The sequence below is a fragment of the Rhizobium sophorae genome (genome assembly GCF_013087515.1).
In the GTDB taxonomy this organism is placed as follows: domain Bacteria; phylum Pseudomonadota; class Alphaproteobacteria; order Rhizobiales; family Rhizobiaceae; genus Rhizobium; species Rhizobium sophorae.
Genome location: NZ_JABFCN010000048.1, coordinates 334,194 through 355,741, shown reverse-complemented (window position 1 = coordinate 355,741; position 21,548 = coordinate 334,194). Strand labels below are relative to the sequence as shown.

Here is a 21,548-nt window from a genome sequence, read left to right as displayed (position 1 = left end):
GCCTGATGCGGTAGCGAAAGGCTGGACAATCCAAGCCCCTTCCATCATGGGAGGGGCTTTCCTAATTCTGATAGAATGCGCGAAAGAAGGTCATCTCATGCCCCAGGATCAAAGCGAAGCAAGAATGCAGGCGCCCTGGTCGAAGCCCGTGCTCATCGCCCTCGAAGAGCCCGGCCAATACGTGACCATCGATAACACCCAGGCCGCCTCCTGGGCGATGATCGAGGACTGGCCGACGGAAGACGGTCCCGCACTCGACCAGGCGCTGCTGATCTGCGCCGACGTTATCAAGGGCAAGCGCACCGGCGAGGATGCACGCAAAGCATTCATCGCCGCCGCAGTCGAAGCGGGCCTCGACATCAAGGCCTGAACGGCGGTGATCGGCAAAGAGCCGCTGGAATGGACGATGACGACACGACGCCGCGCGTAGCTCAACCAGGTTCAGTGCCTCGGCAGGGGCACCGGTTTCCCGGTCCCCCTGCTCTCTATCAGCACCAAAGCGTGCGGGTTACCGTCTAGAGCTTTGTTTTCGCGCAATTCCCGGCAAAAGCGTTTCACGCTTTGCCTGGCAAAACCGCTGCCCACCTTTGCTGGAATTGCTCTAGGAGCGGCTGCATGCTTCTGATGCACAAAGATCAAATTTAACCTTTCTTAGCAAGTCTCTGTTAGCAATTCAGAAAGGCGGCTTCCATCAACATGGATCACCGTCGATCCCTTGTTTTGCGTGCAGGTTCTTATGCGTCCATCGGCAGTGCCAGCAATCCTTCTCGCCGCCCTAATCCTCTCGGGATGCGCTGCCAGTTCTGGCGCCGAAGATGTGCTGGGCAACGTGCCGTCACCGGAAACGACCAATGCCATCACCCAGCCGAGCGGCCCGATACCGGCTGCCGCCGTGGGCGATCCCGCGCCGCAGGCAAGCCCGCCGCAGCAGGCGTTGCGCTGGGCGGGAGAGGTTCCAGAGCCGCGGGCGCTCGTGCCCGCCGACAGGCCGGTCGGCATGCCGCTGCCGACCGATAAGCCGGTCGCGCTGCTGATGCCGGCCAATCCCGCGGGCAATGCAATGCCCGATGTCGGCACGAGATCGCCGACACGCGGGCAAATTTACGGCCACCGGTTCCGCGATGCCAAGCCGATCAACTTCGGTTCCACCTCGCCGAGAAAGCTTGCCGTGCACGGCGTCGACGTGTCGCGTTGGCAGGGCGAGATCGACTGGGAGACGTTGCGGCGGCAAGGCGCGAACTTCGTCTACATCAAGGCGACCGACGGCGGCGATCACCTTGATCCGATGTTCAAGAAGAACTGGCGCCGGGCCAAGGAAGCCGGCCTGAAACACGGCGCCTATCACTTCTTCTACTGGTGCCGGACAGCCGGTGAACAGGCCGACTGGTTTATCCGCAACGTGCCGAGGGAAGCCAACGCTCTTCCACCCGTCATCGACGTAGAATGGAACGGCGAATCGAGCTGCAAGAGGCGCATCTCCCCCGCGCGTGTTCGGGAAAAGATGCAGGTTTTCATGGACAAGCTGGAGCGCCATTACGGCCAGCGCCCGATCATCTATACCGCGCCGGATTTCTACCGCGACAATCTAAAGGGCCAAATGCTCAACTATCCCTTCTGGCTGCGCTCGGTGGCCGCTCACCCCTCCAAGGTCTATCCCGGCCGCAAGTGGGTGTTCTGGCAGTATTCCGGCTCCGGCCTCTCCGAAGGTGTCGACGGCAAGATCGACCTCAACGTCTTCAACGGCAGCGAGAGCGATTGGCATGACTGGGTGGCGTCGCGATAGCTACTGTTCCATGGTTCTGCCGCCTGCCGTTCCGTACCAATCCGGAACATGCAGCGGCAAGGCGCGCGCATCTATAGGTCCTTGCTAACGCAATGCCTTCAACATTCTCTAAGCCCTTGCGTGTACAAGATTTCATCCAGTTCTGGGGAAATGGTTGATGAGCATATCGGGTATTACGAGCACGGCTCTTTCGGGAATGCGGGCACAGTCGACGCGGGTCGGCGCCATTGCCAACAACATCGCAAACAGCAGCACGCCGGGCTATGCCAGGCTGAACACCAGCCTCACCTCCGTCGAGACCGGTGGCGTCCAGGCCGTCATCAACCCGACGGCGTCGGGTGTCGATCCCGCTACCGAACTGACGGACCTGATTGAAGCCGAACAGAGCTATAAAGCAAACGCCGTTGTCTTCGAGACTGGCGCCGACATGTGGGAAATGCTGATGAGCATCAAGCGCGACTGAGCACGACCCTCAAAGTCGTGGCGCTGTTATAATACTGTTTTACATCACACTTGTGCCGATCCACGTACTGGCCGTGGCCTTTACGAAATCAGCAGCCTAGCGTAATGCTCCGATCAGGGGCTCATATATCCCTTAGGGAAAGAATTCCGCTTGCGCCGCATTGCCTTGTCAGTTCTTCTGAATTTAGCCCTGATAGCCAGTGCCAGCGCTAGCGAAGACCTTTCCAGCGTTTGGCGTGATCTGTTCACACGGTGTCGAATTGCCGTACAGACGGGCAAAGACTCTGATGTAACAGGATTACTCGACCTTGGGCGCGACGTTAAGACAGTAGCCCCCGTAACGGATCCCAGGGTGCCCTTTCCACTCTTACTTGGATACCAGGTGACTGAACAGCGCTGGGAGGTTCCTGAATCTCGTTTCGTGGTCGTGGAAGCCGAGTATCCACCCCATGATGGCAAATCAAGACGTTCGTGCAAACTCGAAATTCAGGGAGCAAAGCCGATCTCAACAGCCGAGGAAAAGCACCTGAGGGCGACATTTTCGCCGAACGAGATGAACTCCTCAGCACCGGACGTTACGAGCGCTGGAATCCGGATCCTATATTTTCCACGAACCTCGGTGTTCGGCTGGCCGGCAACAACCCTCACGGCTGCCGTGTTGTCTCGTACCTAAACATCGAGACGCAACGCGCACCATCGTTTCTTGTGACGGGTTCTGCTGAACAGGACGGAGCATGCGGTGCGGCGCCTCGCTTTGCTCGCCCTTAAAAGACACCGACCCCGAAGAGGCTAACCAGATCCTATCAGGAATGCGCCGGCTCGCCTTGGCGCTGGGCGGCAAGGGCAGCAAGATCGGCAGGCTTCAGCTCGACGGATTCGCCGCAGCCGCAGGCCGATGTCTGGTTCGGGTTGGTGAAGGTGAAGCCGGAGCGCAGCGTCGTTGTCTCGAACCCCATCTCTGTGCCGAGCAGATAGAGAGCTGCCGATGGCTCGACCCAGACTTTCGCACCGTCGCGCTCGATCAGGTCGTCCTTGGCGTTGGGCTCGGTCACCAGGTCGATGGTATATTCCATCCCGGCGCAGCCGCCCTTCTTGATGCCGACGCGCACGCCCTTGGCATCAGGCCCAGAATTCTCGACGATCGCCTTGACGCGGGCCGCAGCCCCGTCCGTCATGCTCATGATTGCAAAGCCCATCGGCTCATTCTCCTTCCGCAACCGGGGTCAAGATCCGGCGCATCGTGACTCAAATGTAGTCGTCCGAGGTAAACGGATCAATACCGCGGGATGTCAATACCAGCCGACGGCGACCTGCGCCTCTTCCGACATGCGGTCCGGCGTCCACGGCGGATCGAAGGTCATGGCAACCTCGACGCCCGACACGCCTTCGACGGCACCGACTGCGTTTTCGACCCAGCCGGGCATCTCGCCGGCCACCGGGCAGCCGGGTGCGGTCAACGTCATCATGATTTTCACCATCCGGTCGTCTTCGATGTCGATCTTGTAGATCAGACCGAGCTCGAAAATGTCGGCGGGAATTTCCGGATCGTAGACGGTCTTCAGCGCGCTGATGACGTCGTCGCTCAGCCGCGCCAGCTCATCGGCCGGAATGCTGGAATGCACGATGCCTTCGCGCACGTCGATCTTCTGTTCGCTTTCGTCCAGGCTCATCACGGACACTCCTCAAGCAAAGAACTTGCGCGCATAATCAAGCGCATCGGCCAGGGCATCGACCTCGGCGCGGGTATTGTACATGCCGAAGGATGCACGGCATGTGGAGGTGACGCCGAAGCGTTTCAAGAGCGGCATGGCGCAATGCGTGCCGGCCCTGACCGCAACACCCTGCCTGTCGATCACCATCGAGACGTCATGGGCATGAATGCCGGCAAGCTCGAAGGAAAAGATGCTGCCCTTGTCGGGCGCCGTCCCGAAGACGCGCAGCGAGTTGACGGATTTCAGCCGCTCGACCGCATAGGCGGCAAGATCGGCCTCATGCCGGGCGATCGCCTCGCGGCCGATCTTCTCCATATAGTCGAGCGCATAACCCAGCCCGATCGCCTGCACGATCGGCGGCGTGCCGGCCTCGAAGCGATGCGGCGGATCATTATAGGTAACCACGTCTTCGGCGACTTCGAAGATCATCTCGCCGCCGCCCTGGAACGGGCGCATCTCGAAAAGCCGCTCCTTCTTGCCGTAGAGCACGCCGATGCCGGACGGGCCGTAGAGCTTGTGGCCGGTCATCACGAACCAGTCGCAATCGATATCCTGCACGTCGACAGGCAGATGCACGGCGCCCTGGCTGCCGTCGATCAGCACCGGAATGCCGCGCTCATGCGCGATCCGGCAGACTTCCTTGACCGGAACGATCGTGCCGAGCGCATTCGACATATGGGTGATGGCGACGAGCTTGGTGCGCTCCGTCAGGCTCTTTTCAAAATCCTCGATATGGAAGGCGCCCTCGTCGTCGACCGGCACCCAGACGAGTTTGGCCCCCTGCCGCTCGCGGATGAAATGCCAGGGCACGATGTTGGAATGGTGCTCCATGATCGTGAGCACGATCTCGTCGCCTTCACCAATCTTCGGCATGCCCCAGCCATAGGCGACGGTGTTGATCGCTTCCGTCGAATTCTTGGTGAAGACGATGTCGTTCACCGAAGGCGCATTGAGGAAGCGGCGGACCTTCTCGCGCGCTCCCTCATAGGCATCCGTCGCCGCATTCGAGAGATAATGCAGGCCGCGATGCACATTGGCATATTCATGGGAATAGGCATGTGAGATGGCATCGATCACGACCTGCGGCTTCTGCGCCGATGCGCCGTTGTCGAGATAGACCAGCGGCTTGCCATGCACCTTTTCCGCCAGGATCGGGAAATCCCGGCGGATGGCTTCGACGTCGTATTGCGTGGCCGGCACTATCTTGTCCATTGCTATATCCGATCAGGCGTGCTTTTCGAGCCAGGCCGAAATCACGCCTTCCAGCGCCTCGACCAGGGCTTCGTCTTCCAGTTCCTCGACGATCTCGGCGACGAAGGCGTTGACGAGCATCGCCCGCGCCTTGTTCTCCGGAATGCCGCGCGCCATCATGTAATAGAGATGGTTGGCGTCGATATCGGTCACCGTCGCGCCGTGACCGCACTGCACGTCGTCGGCGAAAATTTCGAGCTCGGGCTTGACCGAGAATTCGGCATCGTCGGACATCAACAGCGTGTTGCAGGCCATCTTGGCATCGGTTTTCTGCGCATCGGGCGCCACCCGGATCATGCCCTGGAAGACGCCCTTGGCGCGGTCGAAGACGACGTTGCGGATCACTTCGGTCGAGCCGGTATTCGGCACGTCATGGCCGAGCACCATCGTCACGTCGGTATGGCTTTCCGCTCCGAGCAGGTTGATGCCGCGCAGCGTCAGGTCGGCGCCCTCACCCGTCACCTTGATATGCAGTTCCTGCCGCACCAGCCTGCCGCCGGCATTGATGACGAAAAGCCGGAGCTTGGCGTCAGCGCCGAGATCGATACGAATCTGCCCGAGATGCGTATCGTCGGCCCCCTGCTGCTGCAGGATGATCCAGGTCAGTTCCGTGCCTTCGCCAACCGTGATGTCGCTGACATGGGACACCAGCGCTGCATCGCCGGTCACCGTACGGTGACGCTCGATGACGGTCGCCTTGACACCGGCGCCGAAGGACACGGGCAGGCGCGTATGTGTCTGCCCGCCGGCATGGATGAATTGGATTTCGAGCGGGTTTTCTAGCTCGGTATCGGCAGGCACGTCGACGACATAGCCGTCGCGCACGAAGCTGCCATTGATGCGGCCGACCGCGTCGTCGCTGCCGAGCGCATCGAGCCCGCCTGCGGCAGAACCGTCAAGCAGACGTTCGGAATAGGCCGAAACGCCAAGACCATCGACCGTAGCCTTCTGGTTGGAATGGCCCTGGATCACCGCCAGCACCGTGGAGTCGGCAACAAGCGGCTCCAAAGCCTGCGAGCCGGCATCGCCCGCCTGTTGCGGGACAGTGCGCAGCAGGTTCTTGAGGTCGCTATAGTGCCACGCCTCGATGCGGCGCGTCGGCAGGCCGGCCTTCTTCAGGTCGTCGAGAAGCCGGTCGCGCAGTGCCGTCACCGCACCATTGCCCGGCAGCTCGCCGATCTGCTGGTTGAAGGCCTCGATCAGCGCCGTCTCGGCCGCCGTCAGGCGGCTCGTCGTCTGCATGTTCATGGACGTCGTCCTTTCCACCCGAAACTCAGGCCGCCGTGCCGATGATGTCGGCATAGCCGTTGGCTTCCAGCTCATGCGCCAGCGTCTTGTCGCCCGACTTGATCACCTGGCCCTTGTAGAGCACGTGGACGGTATCTGGCACGATATAGTCGAGCAGGCGCTGGTAGTGGGTGATGACCACGACCGCGCGGTCCGGCGAACGCAGCGCGTTGACGCCGTCAGCGACGATCTTCAGCGCATCGATGTCGAGGCCGGAATCGGTTTCGTCGAGCACGCAGAGCTTCGGTTCGAGCAGCGCCATCTGCAGGATCTCGGCCCGCTTCTTTTCGCCGCCGGAGAAGCCGACGTTCAGCGGCCGCTTCAGCATCTCGGTATTGATCTGCAGCTTGCCGGCGGCATCCTTGACGCGGCGCATGAAATCCGGCGTCGTCAGCTCGTCCTCGCCGCGCGCCTTGCGCTGCTCGTTCATCGCCACCTTCAGGAACTGCATGGTGGCAACGCCCGGAATTTCGACCGGGTACTGGAAGGCAAGGAAGATGCCCTTGGCGGCGCGCTCGGCCGGATCGAGCTCGAGAATGCTCTCGCCATTATAGAGAATGTCGCCCTCGGTGACTTCGTAGTCGCTGCGGCCGGACAGGACATAGGAGAGCGTCGACTTGCCGGAGCCGTTCGGCCCCATGATCGCGGCAACTTCGCCGGCCTTCACCGTCAGGTTCAAGCCACGAATGATCTCGGTGCCGTCTTCGGCGATGCGGGCATGGAGGTTTCTGATTTCAAGCATTTCGTTCTTCCTGTCCATAAGGCCGGTCCAAGTGCCGCCTGATTGACCGTGCTCATCGGTCTCGATCGTCATCCTCGGGCTTGTCCCGAGGATCTAAGCCTTCAACTGTAATCGCTCCACTCCCGCGTATTCGGATGCGGTCGATAGATATTCTCGATTTCATCGATCCACTCGTAAAGGTCGATCCAGGTCGGATTGATGCCCTCTATAAGCTTGATTTTCCATTCACGCAGGTAGCGTTTCAAAGACTTCTCTCGTCGGATCGCCAACACGATGTTCGGGTGGTTCTCAAACCAGACAAGATTCTTTGCTCTTTATTTCTGCGTAAAGCCCTTCTCGATCTCGTTGCGGTGTTCCCATATGCGTCCGTGCAAATCACTCGTGACGCCGGTGTAGATCACGCCTCGCGGTTTGTCGGACATCATGTAGACGAAACCACTCATCCTTTGTTCTCTGGCCGCTGCAGATCCTCGGGACAAGCCCGAGGATGACGGAAACCATGTTTACCCCACTGAACCCTCGAGCGAGATGCTGATAAGCTTCTGCGCCTCGACGGCAAACTCCATCGGCAGCTCCTGCAGGACTTCCTTGACGAAGCCGTTGACGATCAGCGCGATCGCCGCTTCGGTCGGGATGCCGCGCTGCAGGCAGTAGAACAGCTGATCCTCGGAGATCTTCGAGGTTGTCGCTTCATGCTCGAACTGCGCCGTCGAGTTCTTCGCCTCGATGTAAGGCACGGTATGGGCGCCGCACTTGTCGCCGATCAACAGCGAATCGCACTGGGTGAAGTTGCGCGCGTTCGACGCCTTGCGGTGAGCCGAAACCTGGCCGCGATAAGTGTTGTTGGACACGCCGGCGGCGATGCCCTTGGACACGATGCGGCTCGACGTGTTCTTGCCGAGATGGATCATCTTGGTGCCGCTGTCGATCTGCTGATGGCCGTTGGACACGGCGATCGAGTAGAACTCGCCGCGGCTGTCGTCGCCGCGCAGGATGCAGGACGGATATTTCCAGGTGATCGCCGAGCCGGTTTCGACCTGCGTCCACGAAATCTTCGAACGGTCGCCGCGGCAATCGCCGCGCTTGGTGACGAAGTTGTAGATGCCGCCCTTGCCGTTCTTGTCGCCCGGATACCAGTTCTGTACCGTCGAATATTTGATCTCGGCATCGTCGAGCGCAACCAGCTCGACCACGGCAGCGTGCAGCTGGTTTTCGTCGCGCTGCGGCGCCGTGCAGCCTTCGAGATAGGAGACGTAGGCGCCCTCTTCCGCGATGATCAGCGTGCGCTCGAACTGGCCGGTGCCCTTCTCGTTGATGCGGAAATAGGTGGAAAGCTCCATCGGGCAGCGAACGCCCTTCGGCACGAAGACGAAGGAACCGTCGGTAAAGACTGCCGAATTGAGCGTCGCATAGTAGTTGTCGCTCGTCGGAACGACGGAGCCGAGGTACTTCTGCACCAGTTCGGGATGCTCGCGGATGGCTTCCGAGATCGACATGAAGATCACGCCGGCCTTCTTCAGCTCTGCCTTGAAGGTGGTGACAACAGAGACGCTGTCGAAGACGGCGTCGACGGCAATCCTCGGTTTCTCGACGCCGGCCAGGAGTTCCTGCTCCTTCAGCGGAATGCCGAGCTTTTCGTAGACCTTGAGGATCTCGGGATCGACTTCGTCAAGCGACTTCGGACCCGGCGTGCTCTTCGGCGCGGCGTAGTAATAAATGTCGTTGAAATCGATCTTCGGATAGTTGACGCGCGCCCAGGTCGGCTCTTCCAGCGTCAGCCAGCGCCGATAGGCCTCGAGGCGCCATTCCAGCATCCATTCCGGCTCCTGCTTCTTGGCCGAAATGAAGCGGATAATATCCTCGGACAGGCCCTTCGGCGCCTTGTCCATCTCGATGACGGTCTCGAAACCGTATTTGTACTGATCCACATCGATCAGGCGCACCTGATCGATTGTTTCCTGCACCGCAGCCATCTCATTCTCCAATCTCGCCGGATACAAGGTCCGGCAGCTTGTAGCGTTTGGGCAATTGTCTTGCCCCTCATGCCGGGCAATTACTTGCCCTTTATGTAAGAGGCCAAAAGGGACTTTTCAGCCCGATTGGCAAGCGGAAATTTGCGTTTCCGCAAGTTTTGACGCCGGGCAAGCCGCCTCCCCAGCCGACCTGCGCCGGTTGACGATCTTTGCGAAAGCCGCAATCGCCCTGTCGATATCCTCTTCCGTCGTCGAAAAGCCGAGCGAGATGCGCAGCGCTCCGAGCTTGGCGTCACGGCCCATCGCCGTCAGCACATGGCTTTCGCCAAGCCGCCCGGATGAGCAGGCAGAGCCAGCAGAAAGGGCAACGCCTTCGAGATCGAAGGCGATCTGTCCGGTCTCGGCCTTCAGCCCCGGCAGGGTGAAGAAGATCGTATTGGCGACACGCTCGCCACCCTCGCCGTGGATCATCACGTCGGCTGCCGCCTCACGCATGCCGGCTTCGAGCCGCTCGCGCAGCGCGCCGATTGCCACATTGCGCGCTTCGAGTTCGTCGGCCGCCGCTTCTGCTGCCGCGCCGAAGCCGATCAGCGCCAGCGAATTCTGTGTCCCCGAGCGGTGACCGCGCTCCTGCCCGCCGCCCTGGATCAGCGGCCGTGGCATCAGCGCCTCGCCGCGCGCAATGAGCGCACCGGCGCCCTTCGGCCCGCCGATCTTGTGCGAGGAAACGATCATGAAGTCGGCGCCGATCTTCTCGATATCGAGCGCGATGCGGCCGGCCGCCTGCACGGCGTCGACGACGAAGAGCCCGCCGTAAGCGTGGACGATCTTTGCCGCTGCCTCCACAGGCTGCACGATGCCCGTCTCGTTGTTGACGAGCATGATAGCGACCATCGGCAGGCCGGCGGCCTTGTCATGCGCATCGAGCAGGCGGCCGAGCGCGTCGAGATCGACGATGCCTGCTTTCGTCACCGGGATCTCCGTCATCTTCTCTCTGGCGAAGCGGCCGCCTTCGCGCACCGCCGGATGCTCGATCGCCGAAAAATAAAGATGGCCAAGCCGAAGCGGCGTGCGGCCCATGCGGAAATCCGACGTCAGCACCAGGTTGGCGGCCTCGGTCGCGCCGCTGGTAAAGACCACGTTGCCGGCATCGGTGCCGACAAGTGCTGCCACCTTGCGCCGTGCGCCTTCGATGGCGGCGCGGGCGGCCCGGCCCTCGCCGTGAACGGAATTTGGATTGCCGAAAATGTCGATGGCGCGCATGATCGCCGCGCGTGCTGTGGGGTGCAACGGCGCTGTGGCGTTCCAGTCGAGATAAAGGCGTGGCGGCGCCATGATCTTCAGTCCTGCGCTTGACGAGCTTGCTTCAGCATCCGCGGTTCATTTTTCTTGAAATTTCCGCCGGGCTTGCCTTATGACACATTCCACGATGCGTGGATCGCCATGCAAGTTTCGAATTGTTCTAAACTGCGTTTTAGAAAAGCTGACAACACTAGTCAAGTCATGTTGTCGTCCAAATGCCGCGCGAACGCGAAATAAAACCCGGAGTACCAATGCCCGAAGTTATTTTCAACGGCCCAGCCGGCCGTCTTGAAGGACGCTACCAGCCCTCCAAGGAAAAAAGCGCGCCCATCGCCCTGATTCTGCATCCGCATCCGCAGTTCGGCGGCACGATGAACAATCAGATCGTTTACCAGCTCTTCTATATGTTCCAGAAGCGCGGGTTCACGACGCTGCGCTTCAATTTCCGGGGAATCGGCCGCAGCCAGGGTGAATTCGACCACGGCGCCGGCGAACTCTCGGATGCGGCCTCCGCGCTCGACTGGGTGCAGAGCCTGCATCCCGATTCCAAGACCTGTTGGGTCGCCGGTTATTCCTTCGGCTCCTGGATCGGCATGCAGTTGCTGATGCGCCGGCCGGAGATCGAAGGCTTCATGTCGATCGCGCCGCAGCCGAACACCTACGACTTTTCCTTCCTGGCGCCCTGCCCGTCTTCCGGCCTGATCATCAACGGCGAGGCCGACAAGGTGGCCCCGGAAAAGGATGTCAACGGCCTGGTCGAGAAGCTGAAGACCCAGAAGGGCATCCTCATCACCCACCGCACCGTTGCCAATGCCAACCACTTCTTCAATGGCCAGGTGGAAACGCTGATGGGCGAATGCGAGGACTATCTCGACCGTCGCCTCAACGGCGAACTGGTGCCGGAACCGGCCGCCAAGCGCATCCGCTGACACCGTAAAATCTCGGCCTTGTGGATGCTGTGACGGCCCGGAACACACCCGGGCCGGCTGTGCCGGAACAGATCACCTATCGTGTTGCATTCCATGTTGCAGTGCGGTAGGTTCCTCGCGATCCTAACAAAAGCGAGGTCCGCAATGACCAAGTCGTTCGGGGAAGTCCTGGATAAGTATAGGGGAATTGGTCCGGGGTTCGATTTTCTTCGAATAGGGCTCGCCTTTTCCATCGTATTGACCCATTCCTTTTTGTTAACCGACAACAATGACTTCATCAGGGGATCAGTATTCTGGTTCACTGAATACGCTCTTGTTCCGATGTTCTTCGCTTTGAGCGGATTTCTGATCGCCGGCAGCGCCCAGCGCCTGAGCCTGCGGAATTTTCTGATCAACCGAGGCTTGCGCATCGTCCCGGCCCTTGCCGTCGATATCGTCGTTTGTTCGCTGATCATCGGGCCGCTCGTAACGGTCGTCTATCACTCCGAATATTTTACCGATCAGCGGTTTTTCAAATACTTCCTGAATATCGTCGGCTGGATTCATTACGAGCTTCCGGGCGTCTTCAAGGATAACCCGAGCCAACGTGTCAACGGCGCTCTGTGGACAGTTCCCTGGGAAATCTTCTGCTACATCATCATGTCGTTCCTGATGATCACCGCCATCGTGAAGACGCGCTACAAGCTGCTGGCGGTGACGATCGCCTACATCGTCATCGGTCTTATCGTGCAGAAGATGCCCTATCTGTTGCCGGGCTCGATCAAGCCGGTCGCTCGCTTCCTGTTCATGAGCCGAGGCTCCCAGCTGATAACGGCCTTCATGATGGGCATTGTCGCCTTTCAGTTCAGGGCAGTCATTCCGCATTCCCGCTGGATATTCGGCGCCGCCTGCCTGGTTTGCATCGTCGCCATCCTCACCCTGGACAGCCGGGCGACGGAGTCGGTGCTCAACCGGCCCTTGGTCATCACCTCTCTTGTTTACATCACCGTCTTCATCGGCCTGTCCGAGGTGCCCATCCCGGCCTTTTTTAGGAAAGGCGACTATTCCTACGGCGTCTATCTTTATCACGACCCGTTTTTACAGATCTGGATCAGCTCGTTCCCGTCGGTTTTCCTCTATCCGAAGTATGGTGCGCTGGCGCTCTATCTCGTCGGCCTGCCATCGGCTCTCGCCGTTGCGGTGCTGTCCTGGCATTTCATCGAGAAGCCGATCCTCGGCCTTCGCAAGAAATTTTCGTTCATCGCCCAAGTCAGGGGCGTCGAGGACGGCCATCAGGCTGGGCGCGAATCCCATGTCCGGCCGGTCGCCGTAAAGAGTTAGGGGTCTTTCGTCGGCCGCATATCGGCGGTGAGTTCGAAAGCCGTGTCCAGCACTCCATCGATCAGGATCGGCGCGCGTTCGCGCATGCCGATCTTTATGAGGACGCGTTGCGAGGCGATGTTTTCGGGATGCGTGAAGGCGATGAAGCCCGATGCAAGCTCCCTTTCGAAGAACCAGTCGGCAAGCGCGCTCGCCGCTTCCGTTGCCAGGCCCTTGCCCCACGCCTCCTCGCGCAGGGAATAGCCGAGTTCGAATTGCTCGTTCCTGAACTTTGAAATCCCCGCACGGCCGACAAATCGACCGTCCTCGGCAAGGAGCTTGTATTTGGTCGTGCCGTCGCGCGCCTGTTCCTCGAACCAGCCGCGCAGCCGTTCCTCAGCCTTTTGGAGGCTCCACGGCAAGTTGCCGGACAGGTATCGGGTCGTCGCCATCGTCGAATGCAGCTGTTGCACCAGGATCGCATCGCCTTCGTCCCACATGACGACGGTAAGCCGTGGCGTCTTCAGTATGACCCTTTGATCTGTCATGGCGTTGCCAGCACCCCACCGCTGACAGGAGCCGCGACCCCTGTCGTGCCGGGAAATGTCAGCGGCAGCCCGTCCAGCGAGCGGACGGCGAGATAGGCCCAGGCCTCGGCTTCCATCGCATCGCCGTCGAAGCCGGCCTCCTCGGCCGTCAACACCCTCGAGCCCAGCCTTTCGGCCATTTCTGAGAACTCTGCCATGAGAGTGAGGTTCAGCCGCCCGCCGCCGCAGACGATATAGAGCGCTGGGGTCTCAGGCAGGAAACCGGCCGATTTGATAATCGAGGCGGCGGCGACATGCGCCAGCGTCCGGGCGCCGTCTTCAAGACCCGCCTCCTCCGGCCGAAGCGGCGCAAAATCGCCGCGGTCCAGCGAACGGCGAACATTGCCGCGGAAGAACGGGCTTTGCAGATAGCGTTCCGCCAGGCTGGCCACGACCTTGCCGCCCCCACCGATCTCGCCGCCAGGGTCATAGGTTTTGCCGGTCTGCATCTCCACCCACTGGTCGATCAGCGTATTGCCCGGACCGCTGTCGAACGCCGATATCCGGCCGTCGGTGCCGATAAAGGTGAGATTGGAGATGCCGCCGATATTGACGAAGCACACCGCCTGTCCCGCCTGCTGGAATTTTCCCGCAAGTGCTGCGTGATAGGCAGGCACCAGCGGCGCACCCTGCCCGCCATGAACCATGTCGTTGGCGCGCATGTCGTAGACCACCGATATGCCGGACCGGCGCGCCAGTTCCTCGCCGTCGCCGATCTGGATCGTCAATCCCTCATCAGGGCGATGAAGCACCGTCTGGCCATGGAAGCCAAGGATATCGACGGCATCGGCAGAAAGCCCAAAACGTTTTATGAATGCCGTAACGGCAATTGCATGCCGCAACGTCAGTTCAAGCTCGATGGCGCGCAACTCGGCGGGTCGTTCGCTCCTGTCGCTCAGTGAACGCGACAGTTCCAGCGCCCGTTTGAGCTGCCCGCGAAAATCCGCGTCATAGGGCACGCCCATGAACGGCCCGCGCTCGATGAAGCCGCGGCCGTCGGTCCTGATCAACGCGACGTCGATTCCGTCCATCGACGTGCCGCTCATCAGCCCGATCGCGGTCCTGATGACATCCATGAGGCTTGCCTCCCATGCGATTCCCGGATGCACTTTTATAAAAACAGTGCTAAACGCGCCGCGACAGATCAACAACAACGAACTTGCGCCAAGCCCCCATGGGGTGCGGAGCAGACACCAAGAGACGAAACCTATGTCCGAGTTCAAGTCCGATTTCCTCCGCACGCTGAAAGAGCGCGGCTTCATTCATCAGATCTCCGATGAAAGCGGCCTCGACGACCTGTTCGCCAAGGAAACCGTGACGGCCTATATCGGCTACGATCCGACAGCATCCAGTCTTCACGTCGGCCACCTGACACAGATCATGATGCTGCATTGGCTGCAGGCGACGGGCCACCGCCCGATTTCGCTGATGGGCGGCGGCACCGGTATGGTCGGCGATCCCTCTTTCAAGGAGGAGGCGCGTAAGCTGATGACGATCGAGACGATCGAGCAGAATATCGCCTCGATCAAAACCTGCTTCTCGAACTACCTCGATTACGACAGGCCCGCAACCGCCGCGCTGATGATCAACAACGCCGAGTGGCTGCGCTCATTGAATTACCTGGAGTTCCTGCGCGATGTCGGCCGCCATTTCTCGGTCAACCGCATGCTGTCCTTTGACAGTGTGAAGACGCGCCTTGACCGCGAACAGTCGTTGTCTTTCCTGGAATTCAACTACATGATCCTCCAGGCCTACGATTTCGTCGAGCTTGCCAAGCGCTACGATTGCCGCCTGCAGATGGGCGGTTCGGACCAGTGGGGCAATATCGTCAACGGTATCGATCTTGGTCACCGAATGGGGACACCGCAGCTTTATGCCCTTACCTCGCCGCTGCTGACGACGTCGTCCGGTGCCAAGATGGGCAAATCGGCTTCCGGTGCAGTCTGGCTGAATGCCGATCTGCTGCCTGTCTATGACTTCTGGCAATATTGGCGCAATACCGAGGACGCTGATGTGCCGCGCTTCCTCAAGCTTTTCACCACGTTGCCCATGGATGAAATTACAAGGCTGTCGGCGATCGGTGGTTCGGAGTTGAACGAGGTCAAGAAGATCTTGGCAACTGAGGTTACCGCGATTCTGCACGGCCGCCCGGCCGCCGAGCAGGCCGCTGAAACCGCGCGCAAAACCTTCGAGGAAGGCAGCCTCTCGGAGAATCTGCCCTCGGTCGATATCCCTGCCACCGAACTCGACGGCGGCATCGGCCTGCTGTCGCTGATCGTTCGTGCCGGCCTTGCCTCGTCAAACGGCGAAGCTCGCCGTCACGTCCAGGGTGGCGCAGTCCGCATCAACGACGAGGCCGTCAGCGACGAACGCAAGATGATCGGCAGCGGCGAAATCACCGCCGACGGCATCATCAAGCTCTCGCTCGGCAAGAAGAAACACATCCTGATCCGCCGCGCAGCGTGAGCGGCTTCAATTCGAACCGATACTAAAGCCGGCGCCCACGCCGGCTTTTCTTTGCCTGACTATTCGGGTCGGCGAGCAAGGTCATTCAGCTCTCCGCCAGTATTCCGCGTCATCTCGTCTGGTCCTTTGAGAAGATAGCCCGGCGGATCGACGCTGGAAGCGGGCTTCACCCGCGACCACCAGCTGATCGAGAAGATCGGCGGCGTCATCATCGCGTCCAGAGGAACCATCAGGACGTGGTCGGAACGGATGACCGCCTCTTGCGAGTTCAGCCGCACGCTCTTTTCCGCTGAAAGCGACACGTCGGCAATCGTGACGGCCATCATGGCGGCCGATGCAAAAGAAACTGTCCGGGCGCACCGCATCGCATCCTCCGACATTGCACCGGCCTTTGCTTCCTGGCCGGGCCATTATAGTACATCAGATTTTTCTAAAATAGGCAAAGCATCACTGCCGGATTTGTCAGACTGGCTTGGAATCGGTTTTGTCGAGGAGGAGCCGGCGCATTTTCTACTGCGAAGCTTAGCGACCCACATAGCGAATGCTATCGGAACCTTTTCCGCCCGCCGGGATTTGCGACCAGATTGGATTGGAGCCCGGCATGATCAACGACCTCTGGTATAAGAACGCTGTCATCTATTGCCTGTCCGTCGAGACCTTCATGGATGCGAACGGTGACGGCGTCGGTGATTTTCAGGGTCTGATGCGGCGCCTCGATTATCTCTCCGGCCTTGGCGTGACGGCGATCTGGCTCATGCCGTTTCAGGCGTCGCCCGGTCGCGACGACGGATATGATGTCTCTGATTATTACAATGTCGACCCGCGCTATGGCTCGCTCGGCGATTTCGTCGAATTCACCCACGGCGCCAAGCAGCGTGGTATCCGGGTGCTGATCGATCTGGTAATCAATCATACATCCAGGGACCATGCCTGGTTCCAGGCCGCCAGGAGCGATCCGCGCTCGCGCTATCGCGACTGGTACGTCTGGTCGGAGAAAAAGCCTGATAATGCCGATCAGGGCATGGTCTTCCCTGGCGTCCAGAAGACGACCTGGACCTATGACGACAAGGCGAAGGCCTATTATTTTCACCGTTTTTACGATCACCAGCCCGATCTCAATACGTCGAACCCGGACGTGCAGGCGGAGATCCTCAAGATCATGGGCTTCTGGATCCAGCTCGGCGTCTCCGGATTCAGGATGGATGCCGCCCCCTTCATCATCGCAACGAAAGGCGCGGACGTTACCAAGCCTGTCGAACAGTTCGATATGCTGAGGAAATTTCGCGAATTCCTGCAGTGGCGCCTGGGCGATTCTATCATCCTGGCAGAAGCCAATATCCTGCCGAAGGACAATTTCGAATATTTCGGCGATGATGGCGACCGCATGCAGATGATGTTCAATTTCCAGGTCAATCAGGCACTGTTTTATGCTTTCGCCAGCGCCGATACGCGGCCGCTCAAGAGGGCAATGGAGGCCACGAAACCGCGCCCGGCGACCGCGCAATGGGGCCTCTTCCTCCGCAACCATGATGAACTGGATCTCGGACGACTGACGGAAAAGCAACGCGGCGCGGTATTTGCCGCCTTCGGGCCAGAAAAGGACATGCAGCTTTACGACAGGGGCATTCGTCGTCGCCTGGCACCCATGCTCGGCGGCGACCACCGCAGGATCGAAATGGCCAACAGCCTGCTGTTTTCGCTGCCTGGAACGCCCGTCATCCGCTACGGCGACGAAATCGGCATGGGCGACGATCTAGGCCTGCCGGAGCGCAATTGCGCACGCACGCCGATGCAATGGTCGACGGAGCCGGAAGGCGGATTCACCAAAAGTAAAAAGCCCATCTTGCCGGTCATCAAGGATGGTCCCTACGGTTTCCAGCATGTGAATGTTGCCGAACAGCGGCGCGATCCCAATTCCTTGCTGAACTGGACGGAGCGGATGATCCGGATGCGCAAGGAAGCCCCTGAGATCGGCTGGGGCGATTTTTCCGTGATCGATACCGGGAATGACGGCGTGCTGGCGCTTCGTTATGACTGGCGTGGCAATTCCGTGTTGATCCTGCACAATTTGCATGCGCAGCCGGCGGAAGTGACCTTTGATCCCGAGAGAGGCGAAGACGGGCGACAATTGATCGATATCGCCGATGGCGCGAGCAGCAACGCGGACGAGAAAGGATTTCATACCGTCATGCTCGATGCATACGGCTATCGCTGGTATCGCGTCGGCGGCCTCGACTATCTCCTCAGGCGGACGGAGATTTAAGTCCTAAGGAGATCACAAGGCCGTCCATATTCGTGTCCGGCCTTTTCCCCTCACTGGAATTCAAAGATCTGCCGGAAGACGCCCGGCGCGATGATCGACAGCGGATTGATCTGCAGGTTCGGCTGGTCGAACTTGCCTGTCAGCTTGAAGGTAATGCCGATCAAACCGCGGTCGCTGCCATTGCCGAGGATGACGCCGATCAATGGCAATTCGGCGAAGAGGCGGTTGAGGCCGTAGGCAGGCATGAAGGTGCCGGTCATGTCCATATTGCCCTTGCGGTCGCGCACGATGCCCTGGAAGGTTGCGCCGATCTGGTCGCCGCGCAGCACGCCGTTCTCGATGCCGACCATGCCATTGCGCGAGACGACGCGGGCAAAGCCGCGCTGGAAGCGCTGCGACGAAGTATCGATGTCGCGCTTGACCGCCTCGTTGAGACTGCGCTGCTCATTTCCGACCGGTGTCGAGACGATCGAGCGCAGGCGTTGTTCGTTGACGATCGCGAAGCGGCGCACGTCGAGCGAGCCGTCCCAGCCGCCATCTGCCGAAAGCCGGATGGCCAGATTGAGCAGGCCGCCCTGCATGTGCTGGTAGAGATCGGCGAAACGCGATACCGCGCCGGCATCGCCGCTGGTGATGTTGATGACGCCGCCGTCCTTCATCTGGCTGACCACAGCCTCGCCGCTGTCGGTAACGGCGGAAAAATTGAGCGCCTGCAGCTTGTCGCCACGCAGTGATATTTGCGCCTGAAAATTACCGACCTTCTCGTCGTTGAAGCCGATGACGTTTTTCAGTCTGGCGCGCACCGATACGCCGGTGTTGCCGCCATCCCCATCACCATCACCGTCCGAGCCCGCTTTCAACCGCGCAATGACCGGCCGCGCATCGGCGCTGTCACCGGAGAGCGAGACGTCGAAATTGCCTTTGCTGCGCTTCACCGACAGGGCGAAATCGTCGAGCGAGGAGAGCTTGACGCTGTCGAAATCCGCCGAGATCAGCCCGCCCTTGCCGATGTTCAGCGATCCGTTGGCGCCGAAACCATCGCCCTTCAGCCGGAAGTTCTTGATCTGGGTATTGTCGGCCGGGCCTGATGTTTCGAATTCGGCCGTGGCGGTAATGCCGCTGCCCTTCGACCAGCCGATCCAAGGCAGTTCCAGCAGCGACTTGGTAAGGTCGAGCTGGACATCCTGCCGATCGTCGTCGATCCGCGTCAGCACCATCTTCACGCTGCCGCCGACGATGCCGGAAAGCCCGGGTATCAGCTTGTTGCGCTGGTCCTCGGAAAGCGTCGCGGTGATCACCCGCTGCCTGGCCGCTGCATCGGCTGCCTCGACAGGTTCGGTAAGTTCGATATCGGCCGGGACGCCGTCGATCTGGGCCTTGGCGTCGAGCGTGATCCGCTTTGGATTGCCGTTCAGCGTGCCGTCGAGATTGCTGATCATCCGGCCCGAAAACGGCTTGGCAAGATCGATATCGGTGAGCTTCATTGCCGCCGTCCATTCAGCCGGCGGCGGGTTTTGCGAGGAGAGCAGGCCGAAATGGGCCTTAACATTCGCCTCGATCCGGCCCTTGAGATCGTCGGGCGTAAAGCCGGCGCGCTGCAGCACCCGGATCGGCCGGTAGGTCAGAAGCTCGCCGACGGCGTCCGCCGCCCCGGAGACCGCGAGATCGATATCGGCCATCAGCGGTTTATCGTAGGTGGCAGGCAGGATGAACGTCCCCTGCCCGAGGCCGACCGACCGGCCGGAGGGGAAATAGGAGGTGCCGCTCTTGATCGCGATCGTCGCAACCGGGCCGGTCAGGTCGAAATGCGCTGACGTGTCGCGGATCGGCGGAATGTCGCCGGCGACGTTCATCCGCGCGCCCGTGATATCGAAGCCGATGCGGATCTGGTTGGCGTCGAGCTTCAATCCCTTGCCGCCGGCTGCCTCGTCCAGTCTGCCGAAGGGAATGAAGACGGAAATGGCGGCGTCGGTGACGGTGCCACCGAAGAGATTGCCATGCACCCAGGTGCGCACCTTGGGCGCCATCCAGAACGGCCAGAGCTGCTTGATCGCGATCGTCTGCAGCTGCGCCGACTGGCCGGCAAAGCTGATTTCCGGCGATTTGTCGCCGAGCTTGATATCAAGTGAACCGTAGAGCGCGCCGAGCGGGCTGGAAACGGTCATGTTGGGAAACTGGAATTCGCGGCCGGCGACCATGTAGCGACCGGTCGCCTGGATGTCGAAGGAGAGCGGCTGCTCGCCAGAGCCGCCGGGGGCTGCCGTGCCGCCACTGACGAGCAGGTCGATGCCGAAGCCTTTGCCGGCCTGCGGGTCGAGCTTGTCGAGATCGATCAGCGCGCCGTTGATGGGAAGCGTGGTCGCGCCGAACCGGGCGTTCGACCGGGCGATCTCGAGTGTCTGCTTGGAGAAATCGTAGACGAGGTTGATTTGCCCGCCCGACAGTTCCTGCGGATCGCCGTCCGCATAGATCTGGCCGGGATCGATGTCGATCGTCGCCGCAAGCGCCGGCTGCACGCCATCGCGCGCTCTGGTGGCCGACACTGTCAGATCGGCAAAGGCGCTGAGCCCCTGCCGGATCACGCCCTGATCGTTGCGTTTCAGCGCAAAGGGGGTGAGGTCGGCATGCTTGAGCGTCGCCACGACCTTCGACACATGGCCCTCTTCCTTCTCGGCCAGCACGTCGAGCTCCGCCACCTCGCCGTTCAGCGCGACTTCACCGGTCAATTGCAGCGAGGACGGGCCGGCATGGGCAAAGACGAGATTGTCGATGACAAGCGACAGCGGACCGTTGGCGGTATCGGCAAGCTTGATGTCGATGCCGGAGATGCGCACAGAATTGGTGGAGCCGCGGGTCACGATGCTGTCGAACATGTCGAACTGCGAGAAGATCTTCTCCATCGCCGCAGGCATGGCGTCGATGCGCAGATCGTCGAGCTTGACGGCATTGCCGGAGGGCAGAAGCGCGGTATCGAGCGCGATATCCTCCGCTTCGATGTCCGCGACGGCGATGCGGCCGCGGAAAAGCTGTAGCGGATCGAGCCCCAGGCGCACCGAACCGGTCGTCGACAGGTGCTGGCCACTCTCCTGGTCGATCATGTTGACGTTGCGTGCTTCCAGTGCCAGCCGGAAATCAGAGGTGAAGCGGATGACGGTGGAGCCGACCTCGGCGCGATAACGCGGTCCGGCCACGCCATTCAGCGCCGCCTGAGCCTGCTGCGACAGCGCCTTGTCGAACATGCCGCTCTCGACAGTGAAAATGATGGCAGCGAGAATCAGAAGGATCAGCCCCAGAAATCCTGAGGTCAGCTTCGCCGTGCGTCGCATCGGCGAACGCGGCGGCGGGCAATGGACGATGATCGGATCCTCGGCCTGGGCGGACGGCAAGCGGTCCAGCGCAACGATATCCTTCTTGCGAAACGTGACCTTTTCGCCGCGGATGGCTGACATGCGCCTTCGGGCTCTCCCTTTAAGTGAAGAATTGAACCCGGCC

General features: G+C 60.4%; 20 protein-coding genes. 7 read left to right on the top strand and 13 right to left on the bottom strand.

Annotated elements, in window-relative coordinates; all coding sequences use genetic code 11:
• The first annotated feature begins 124 nt into the window (after window positions 1-124).
• The 3 genes from G9X64_RS27430 to G9X64_RS27420 all read left to right on the top strand — a co-directional run bounded on the left by G9X64_RS27430 (window position 125) and on the right by G9X64_RS27420 (window position 2,246).
• A complete protein-coding gene (locus G9X64_RS27430) occupies window positions 125-370 on the top strand; it encodes a DUF982 domain-containing protein (RefSeq protein WP_168311390.1) in 246 nt (81 codons plus the stop codon).
• A 366-nt stretch (window positions 371-736) separates the two neighbouring features.
• Window positions 737-1,783, top strand: a complete 1,047-nt coding sequence (locus G9X64_RS27425; RefSeq protein WP_168311273.1) for a glycoside hydrolase family 25 protein — start codon at window positions 737-739, stop codon at window positions 1,781-1,783.
• A 157-nt stretch (window positions 1,784-1,940) separates the two neighbouring features.
• A complete protein-coding gene (locus G9X64_RS27420; protein WP_168311272.1) occupies window positions 1,941-2,246 on the top strand; it encodes a flagellar basal body rod protein FlgC in 306 nt (101 codons plus the stop codon).
• A gap of 802 nt (window positions 2,247-3,048) precedes the next feature.
• Here G9X64_RS27420 and sufA read toward each other — a convergent pair.
• The 9 genes from sufA to G9X64_RS27380 form a co-directional block, all read right to left on the bottom strand.
• Window positions 3,049-3,441: a Fe-S cluster assembly scaffold SufA gene (gene sufA, locus G9X64_RS27415; protein ID WP_018072227.1), complete on the bottom strand. Its 393-nt coding sequence runs from the start codon at window positions 3,439-3,441 to the stop codon at window positions 3,049-3,051.
• A 93-nt stretch (window positions 3,442-3,534) separates the two neighbouring features.
• Window positions 3,535-3,915: an SUF system Fe-S cluster assembly protein gene (locus G9X64_RS27410; protein ID WP_003559708.1), complete on the bottom strand. Its 381-nt coding sequence runs from the start codon at window positions 3,913-3,915 to the stop codon at window positions 3,535-3,537.
• Between the two features lie 12 nt (window positions 3,916-3,927).
• A complete protein-coding gene (locus tag G9X64_RS27405; RefSeq protein ID WP_168311271.1) occupies window positions 3,928-5,169 on the bottom strand; it encodes a cysteine desulfurase in 1,242 nt (413 codons plus the stop codon).
• Window positions 5,170-5,181: 12 nt separating this feature from the next.
• On the bottom strand, window positions 5,182-6,456 hold the full coding sequence (sufD, locus tag G9X64_RS27400) for a Fe-S cluster assembly protein SufD (RefSeq protein WP_168311270.1): 1,275 nt from the start codon (window positions 6,454-6,456) through the stop codon (window positions 5,182-5,184).
• Between the two features lie 25 nt (window positions 6,457-6,481).
• Window positions 6,482-7,237: a Fe-S cluster assembly ATPase SufC gene (gene sufC / locus G9X64_RS27395; protein ID WP_018445225.1), complete on the bottom strand. Its 756-nt coding sequence runs from the start codon at window positions 7,235-7,237 to the stop codon at window positions 6,482-6,484.
• A 101-nt stretch (window positions 7,238-7,338) separates the two neighbouring features.
• Window positions 7,339-7,482 carry a GIY-YIG nuclease family protein gene (locus G9X64_RS36760; RefSeq protein ID WP_246271027.1) on the bottom strand — a complete coding sequence of 48 codons (144 nt, stop codon included), beginning with the start codon at window positions 7,480-7,482 and terminating at the stop codon, window positions 7,339-7,341.
• A 69-nt stretch (window positions 7,483-7,551) separates the two neighbouring features.
• Window positions 7,552-7,680, bottom strand: a complete 129-nt coding sequence (locus G9X64_RS36755) for a GIY-YIG nuclease family protein (RefSeq protein WP_246271026.1) — start codon at window positions 7,678-7,680, stop codon at window positions 7,552-7,554.
• Between the two features lie 60 nt (window positions 7,681-7,740).
• Window positions 7,741-9,210, bottom strand: coding sequence for a Fe-S cluster assembly protein SufB (gene sufB / locus G9X64_RS27385; RefSeq protein WP_171377755.1), 1,470 nt, complete (start codon window positions 9,208-9,210; stop codon window positions 7,741-7,743).
• A gap of 117 nt (window positions 9,211-9,327) precedes the next feature.
• Window positions 9,328-10,545, bottom strand: coding sequence for a cysteine desulfurase family protein (locus tag G9X64_RS27380; protein WP_168311268.1), 1,218 nt, complete (start codon window positions 10,543-10,545; stop codon window positions 9,328-9,330).
• 218 nt (window positions 10,546-10,763) lie between these two features.
• Here G9X64_RS27380 and G9X64_RS27375 point away from each other — a divergent pair, with 218 nt between their 5' ends.
• Together G9X64_RS27375 and G9X64_RS27370 are read left to right on the top strand one after the other, a co-directional pair.
• Window positions 10,764-11,441: an alpha/beta hydrolase gene (locus G9X64_RS27375; protein WP_003559715.1), complete on the top strand. Its 678-nt coding sequence runs from the start codon at window positions 10,764-10,766 to the stop codon at window positions 11,439-11,441.
• Window positions 11,442-11,585: 144 nt separating this feature from the next.
• The gene (locus G9X64_RS27370; RefSeq protein WP_171377754.1) at window positions 11,586-12,761 is read left to right on the top strand and encodes an acyltransferase family protein; all 1,176 of its coding nucleotides are present in this window, start codon (window positions 11,586-11,588) and stop codon (window positions 12,759-12,761) included.
• Here G9X64_RS27370 and G9X64_RS27365 read toward each other — a convergent pair.
• Both G9X64_RS27365 and G9X64_RS27360 read right to left on the bottom strand, forming a co-directional pair.
• Window positions 12,758-13,288 carry a GNAT family N-acetyltransferase gene (locus G9X64_RS27365; RefSeq protein WP_171377753.1) on the bottom strand — a complete coding sequence of 177 codons (531 nt, stop codon included), beginning with the start codon at window positions 13,286-13,288 and terminating at the stop codon, window positions 12,758-12,760. The genes G9X64_RS27370 and G9X64_RS27365 overlap by 4 nt on opposite strands.
• Window positions 13,285-14,403, bottom strand: a complete 1,119-nt coding sequence (locus G9X64_RS27360) for an anhydro-N-acetylmuramic acid kinase (RefSeq protein ID WP_168311265.1) — start codon at window positions 14,401-14,403, stop codon at window positions 13,285-13,287. Before G9X64_RS27360 ends, G9X64_RS27365 begins: the two co-directional genes overlap by 4 nt.
• A gap of 133 nt (window positions 14,404-14,536) precedes the next feature.
• Between G9X64_RS27360 and tyrS the strand changes: the two genes are divergently transcribed.
• The gene (tyrS, locus tag G9X64_RS27355) at window positions 14,537-15,793 is read left to right on the top strand and encodes a tyrosine--tRNA ligase (protein ID WP_168311264.1); all 1,257 of its coding nucleotides are present in this window, start codon (window positions 14,537-14,539) and stop codon (window positions 15,791-15,793) included.
• A 59-nt stretch (window positions 15,794-15,852) separates the two neighbouring features.
• On the opposite strand, the gene G9X64_RS27350 is transcribed toward tyrS, so the two are convergent.
• A complete protein-coding gene (locus G9X64_RS27350; RefSeq protein ID WP_168311263.1) occupies window positions 15,853-16,173 on the bottom strand; it encodes a hypothetical protein in 321 nt (106 codons plus the stop codon).
• A 221-nt stretch (window positions 16,174-16,394) separates the two neighbouring features.
• On the opposite strand from G9X64_RS27350, the gene G9X64_RS27345 reads away from it, so the two are divergent.
• Window positions 16,395-18,056 (top strand): alpha-amylase family protein, encoded by a 1,662-nt coding sequence (locus G9X64_RS27345; RefSeq protein ID WP_171377752.1) that lies wholly within the window; start codon window positions 16,395-16,397, stop codon window positions 18,054-18,056.
• Window positions 18,057-18,106: 50 nt separating this feature from the next.
• Here G9X64_RS27345 and G9X64_RS27340 read toward each other — a convergent pair whose 3' ends face one another.
• On the bottom strand, window positions 18,107-21,505 hold the full coding sequence (locus tag G9X64_RS27340; protein WP_171377751.1) for a YhdP family protein: 3,399 nt from the start codon (window positions 21,503-21,505) through the stop codon (window positions 18,107-18,109).
• Window positions 21,506-21,548: the final 43 nt, after the last annotated feature.

Coding starts and splice junctions, on each gene's coding strand:
- sufD (WP_168311270.1), bottom strand. CDS start 6,456: ATGAACATGCAGACGACGAGCCGCCTGACGGCGGCCGAGACGGCGCTG.
- sufB (WP_171377755.1), bottom strand. CDS start 9,210: ATGGCTGCGGTGCAGGAAACAATCGATCAGGTGCGCCTGATCGATGTG.
- G9X64_RS27365 (WP_171377753.1), bottom strand. CDS start 13,288: ATGACAGATCAAAGGGTCATACTGAAGACGCCACGGCTTACCGTCGTC.
- G9X64_RS27410 (WP_003559708.1), bottom strand. CDS start 3,915: ATGAGCCTGGACGAAAGCGAACAGAAGATCGACGTGCGCGAAGGCATC.
- G9X64_RS27360 (WP_168311265.1), bottom strand. CDS start 14,403: ATGGATGTCATCAGGACCGCGATCGGGCTGATGAGCGGCACGTCGATG.
- G9X64_RS27430 (WP_168311390.1), top strand. CDS start 125: ATGCAGGCGCCCTGGTCGAAGCCCGTGCTCATCGCCCTCGAAGAGCCC.
- G9X64_RS27420 (WP_168311272.1), top strand. CDS start 1,941: ATGAGCATATCGGGTATTACGAGCACGGCTCTTTCGGGAATGCGGGCA.
- G9X64_RS27350 (WP_168311263.1), bottom strand. CDS start 16,173: ATGTCGGAGGATGCGATGCGGTGCGCCCGGACAGTTTCTTTTGCATCG.
- G9X64_RS27345 (WP_171377752.1), top strand. CDS start 16,395: ATGATCAACGACCTCTGGTATAAGAACGCTGTCATCTATTGCCTGTCC.
- G9X64_RS27375 (WP_003559715.1), top strand. CDS start 10,764: ATGCCCGAAGTTATTTTCAACGGCCCAGCCGGCCGTCTTGAAGGACGC.
- G9X64_RS27370 (WP_171377754.1), top strand. CDS start 11,586: ATGACCAAGTCGTTCGGGGAAGTCCTGGATAAGTATAGGGGAATTGGT.
- G9X64_RS36755 (WP_246271026.1), bottom strand. CDS start 7,680: ATGAGTGGTTTCGTCTACATGATGTCCGACAAACCGCGAGGCGTGATC.
- sufC (WP_018445225.1), bottom strand. CDS start 7,237: ATGCTTGAAATCAGAAACCTCCATGCCCGCATCGCCGAAGACGGCACC.
- G9X64_RS27380 (WP_168311268.1), bottom strand. CDS start 10,545: ATGGCGCCGCCACGCCTTTATCTCGACTGGAACGCCACAGCGCCGTTG.
- G9X64_RS27340 (WP_171377751.1), bottom strand. CDS start 21,505: ATGTCAGCCATCCGCGGCGAAAAGGTCACGTTTCGCAAGAAGGATATC.
- G9X64_RS27405 (WP_168311271.1), bottom strand. CDS start 5,169: ATGGACAAGATAGTGCCGGCCACGCAATACGACGTCGAAGCCATCCGC.
- G9X64_RS27425 (WP_168311273.1), top strand. CDS start 737: ATGCGTCCATCGGCAGTGCCAGCAATCCTTCTCGCCGCCCTAATCCTC.
- tyrS (WP_168311264.1), top strand. CDS start 14,537: ATGTCCGAGTTCAAGTCCGATTTCCTCCGCACGCTGAAAGAGCGCGGC.
- sufA (WP_018072227.1), bottom strand. CDS start 3,441: ATGGGCTTTGCAATCATGAGCATGACGGACGGGGCTGCGGCCCGCGTC.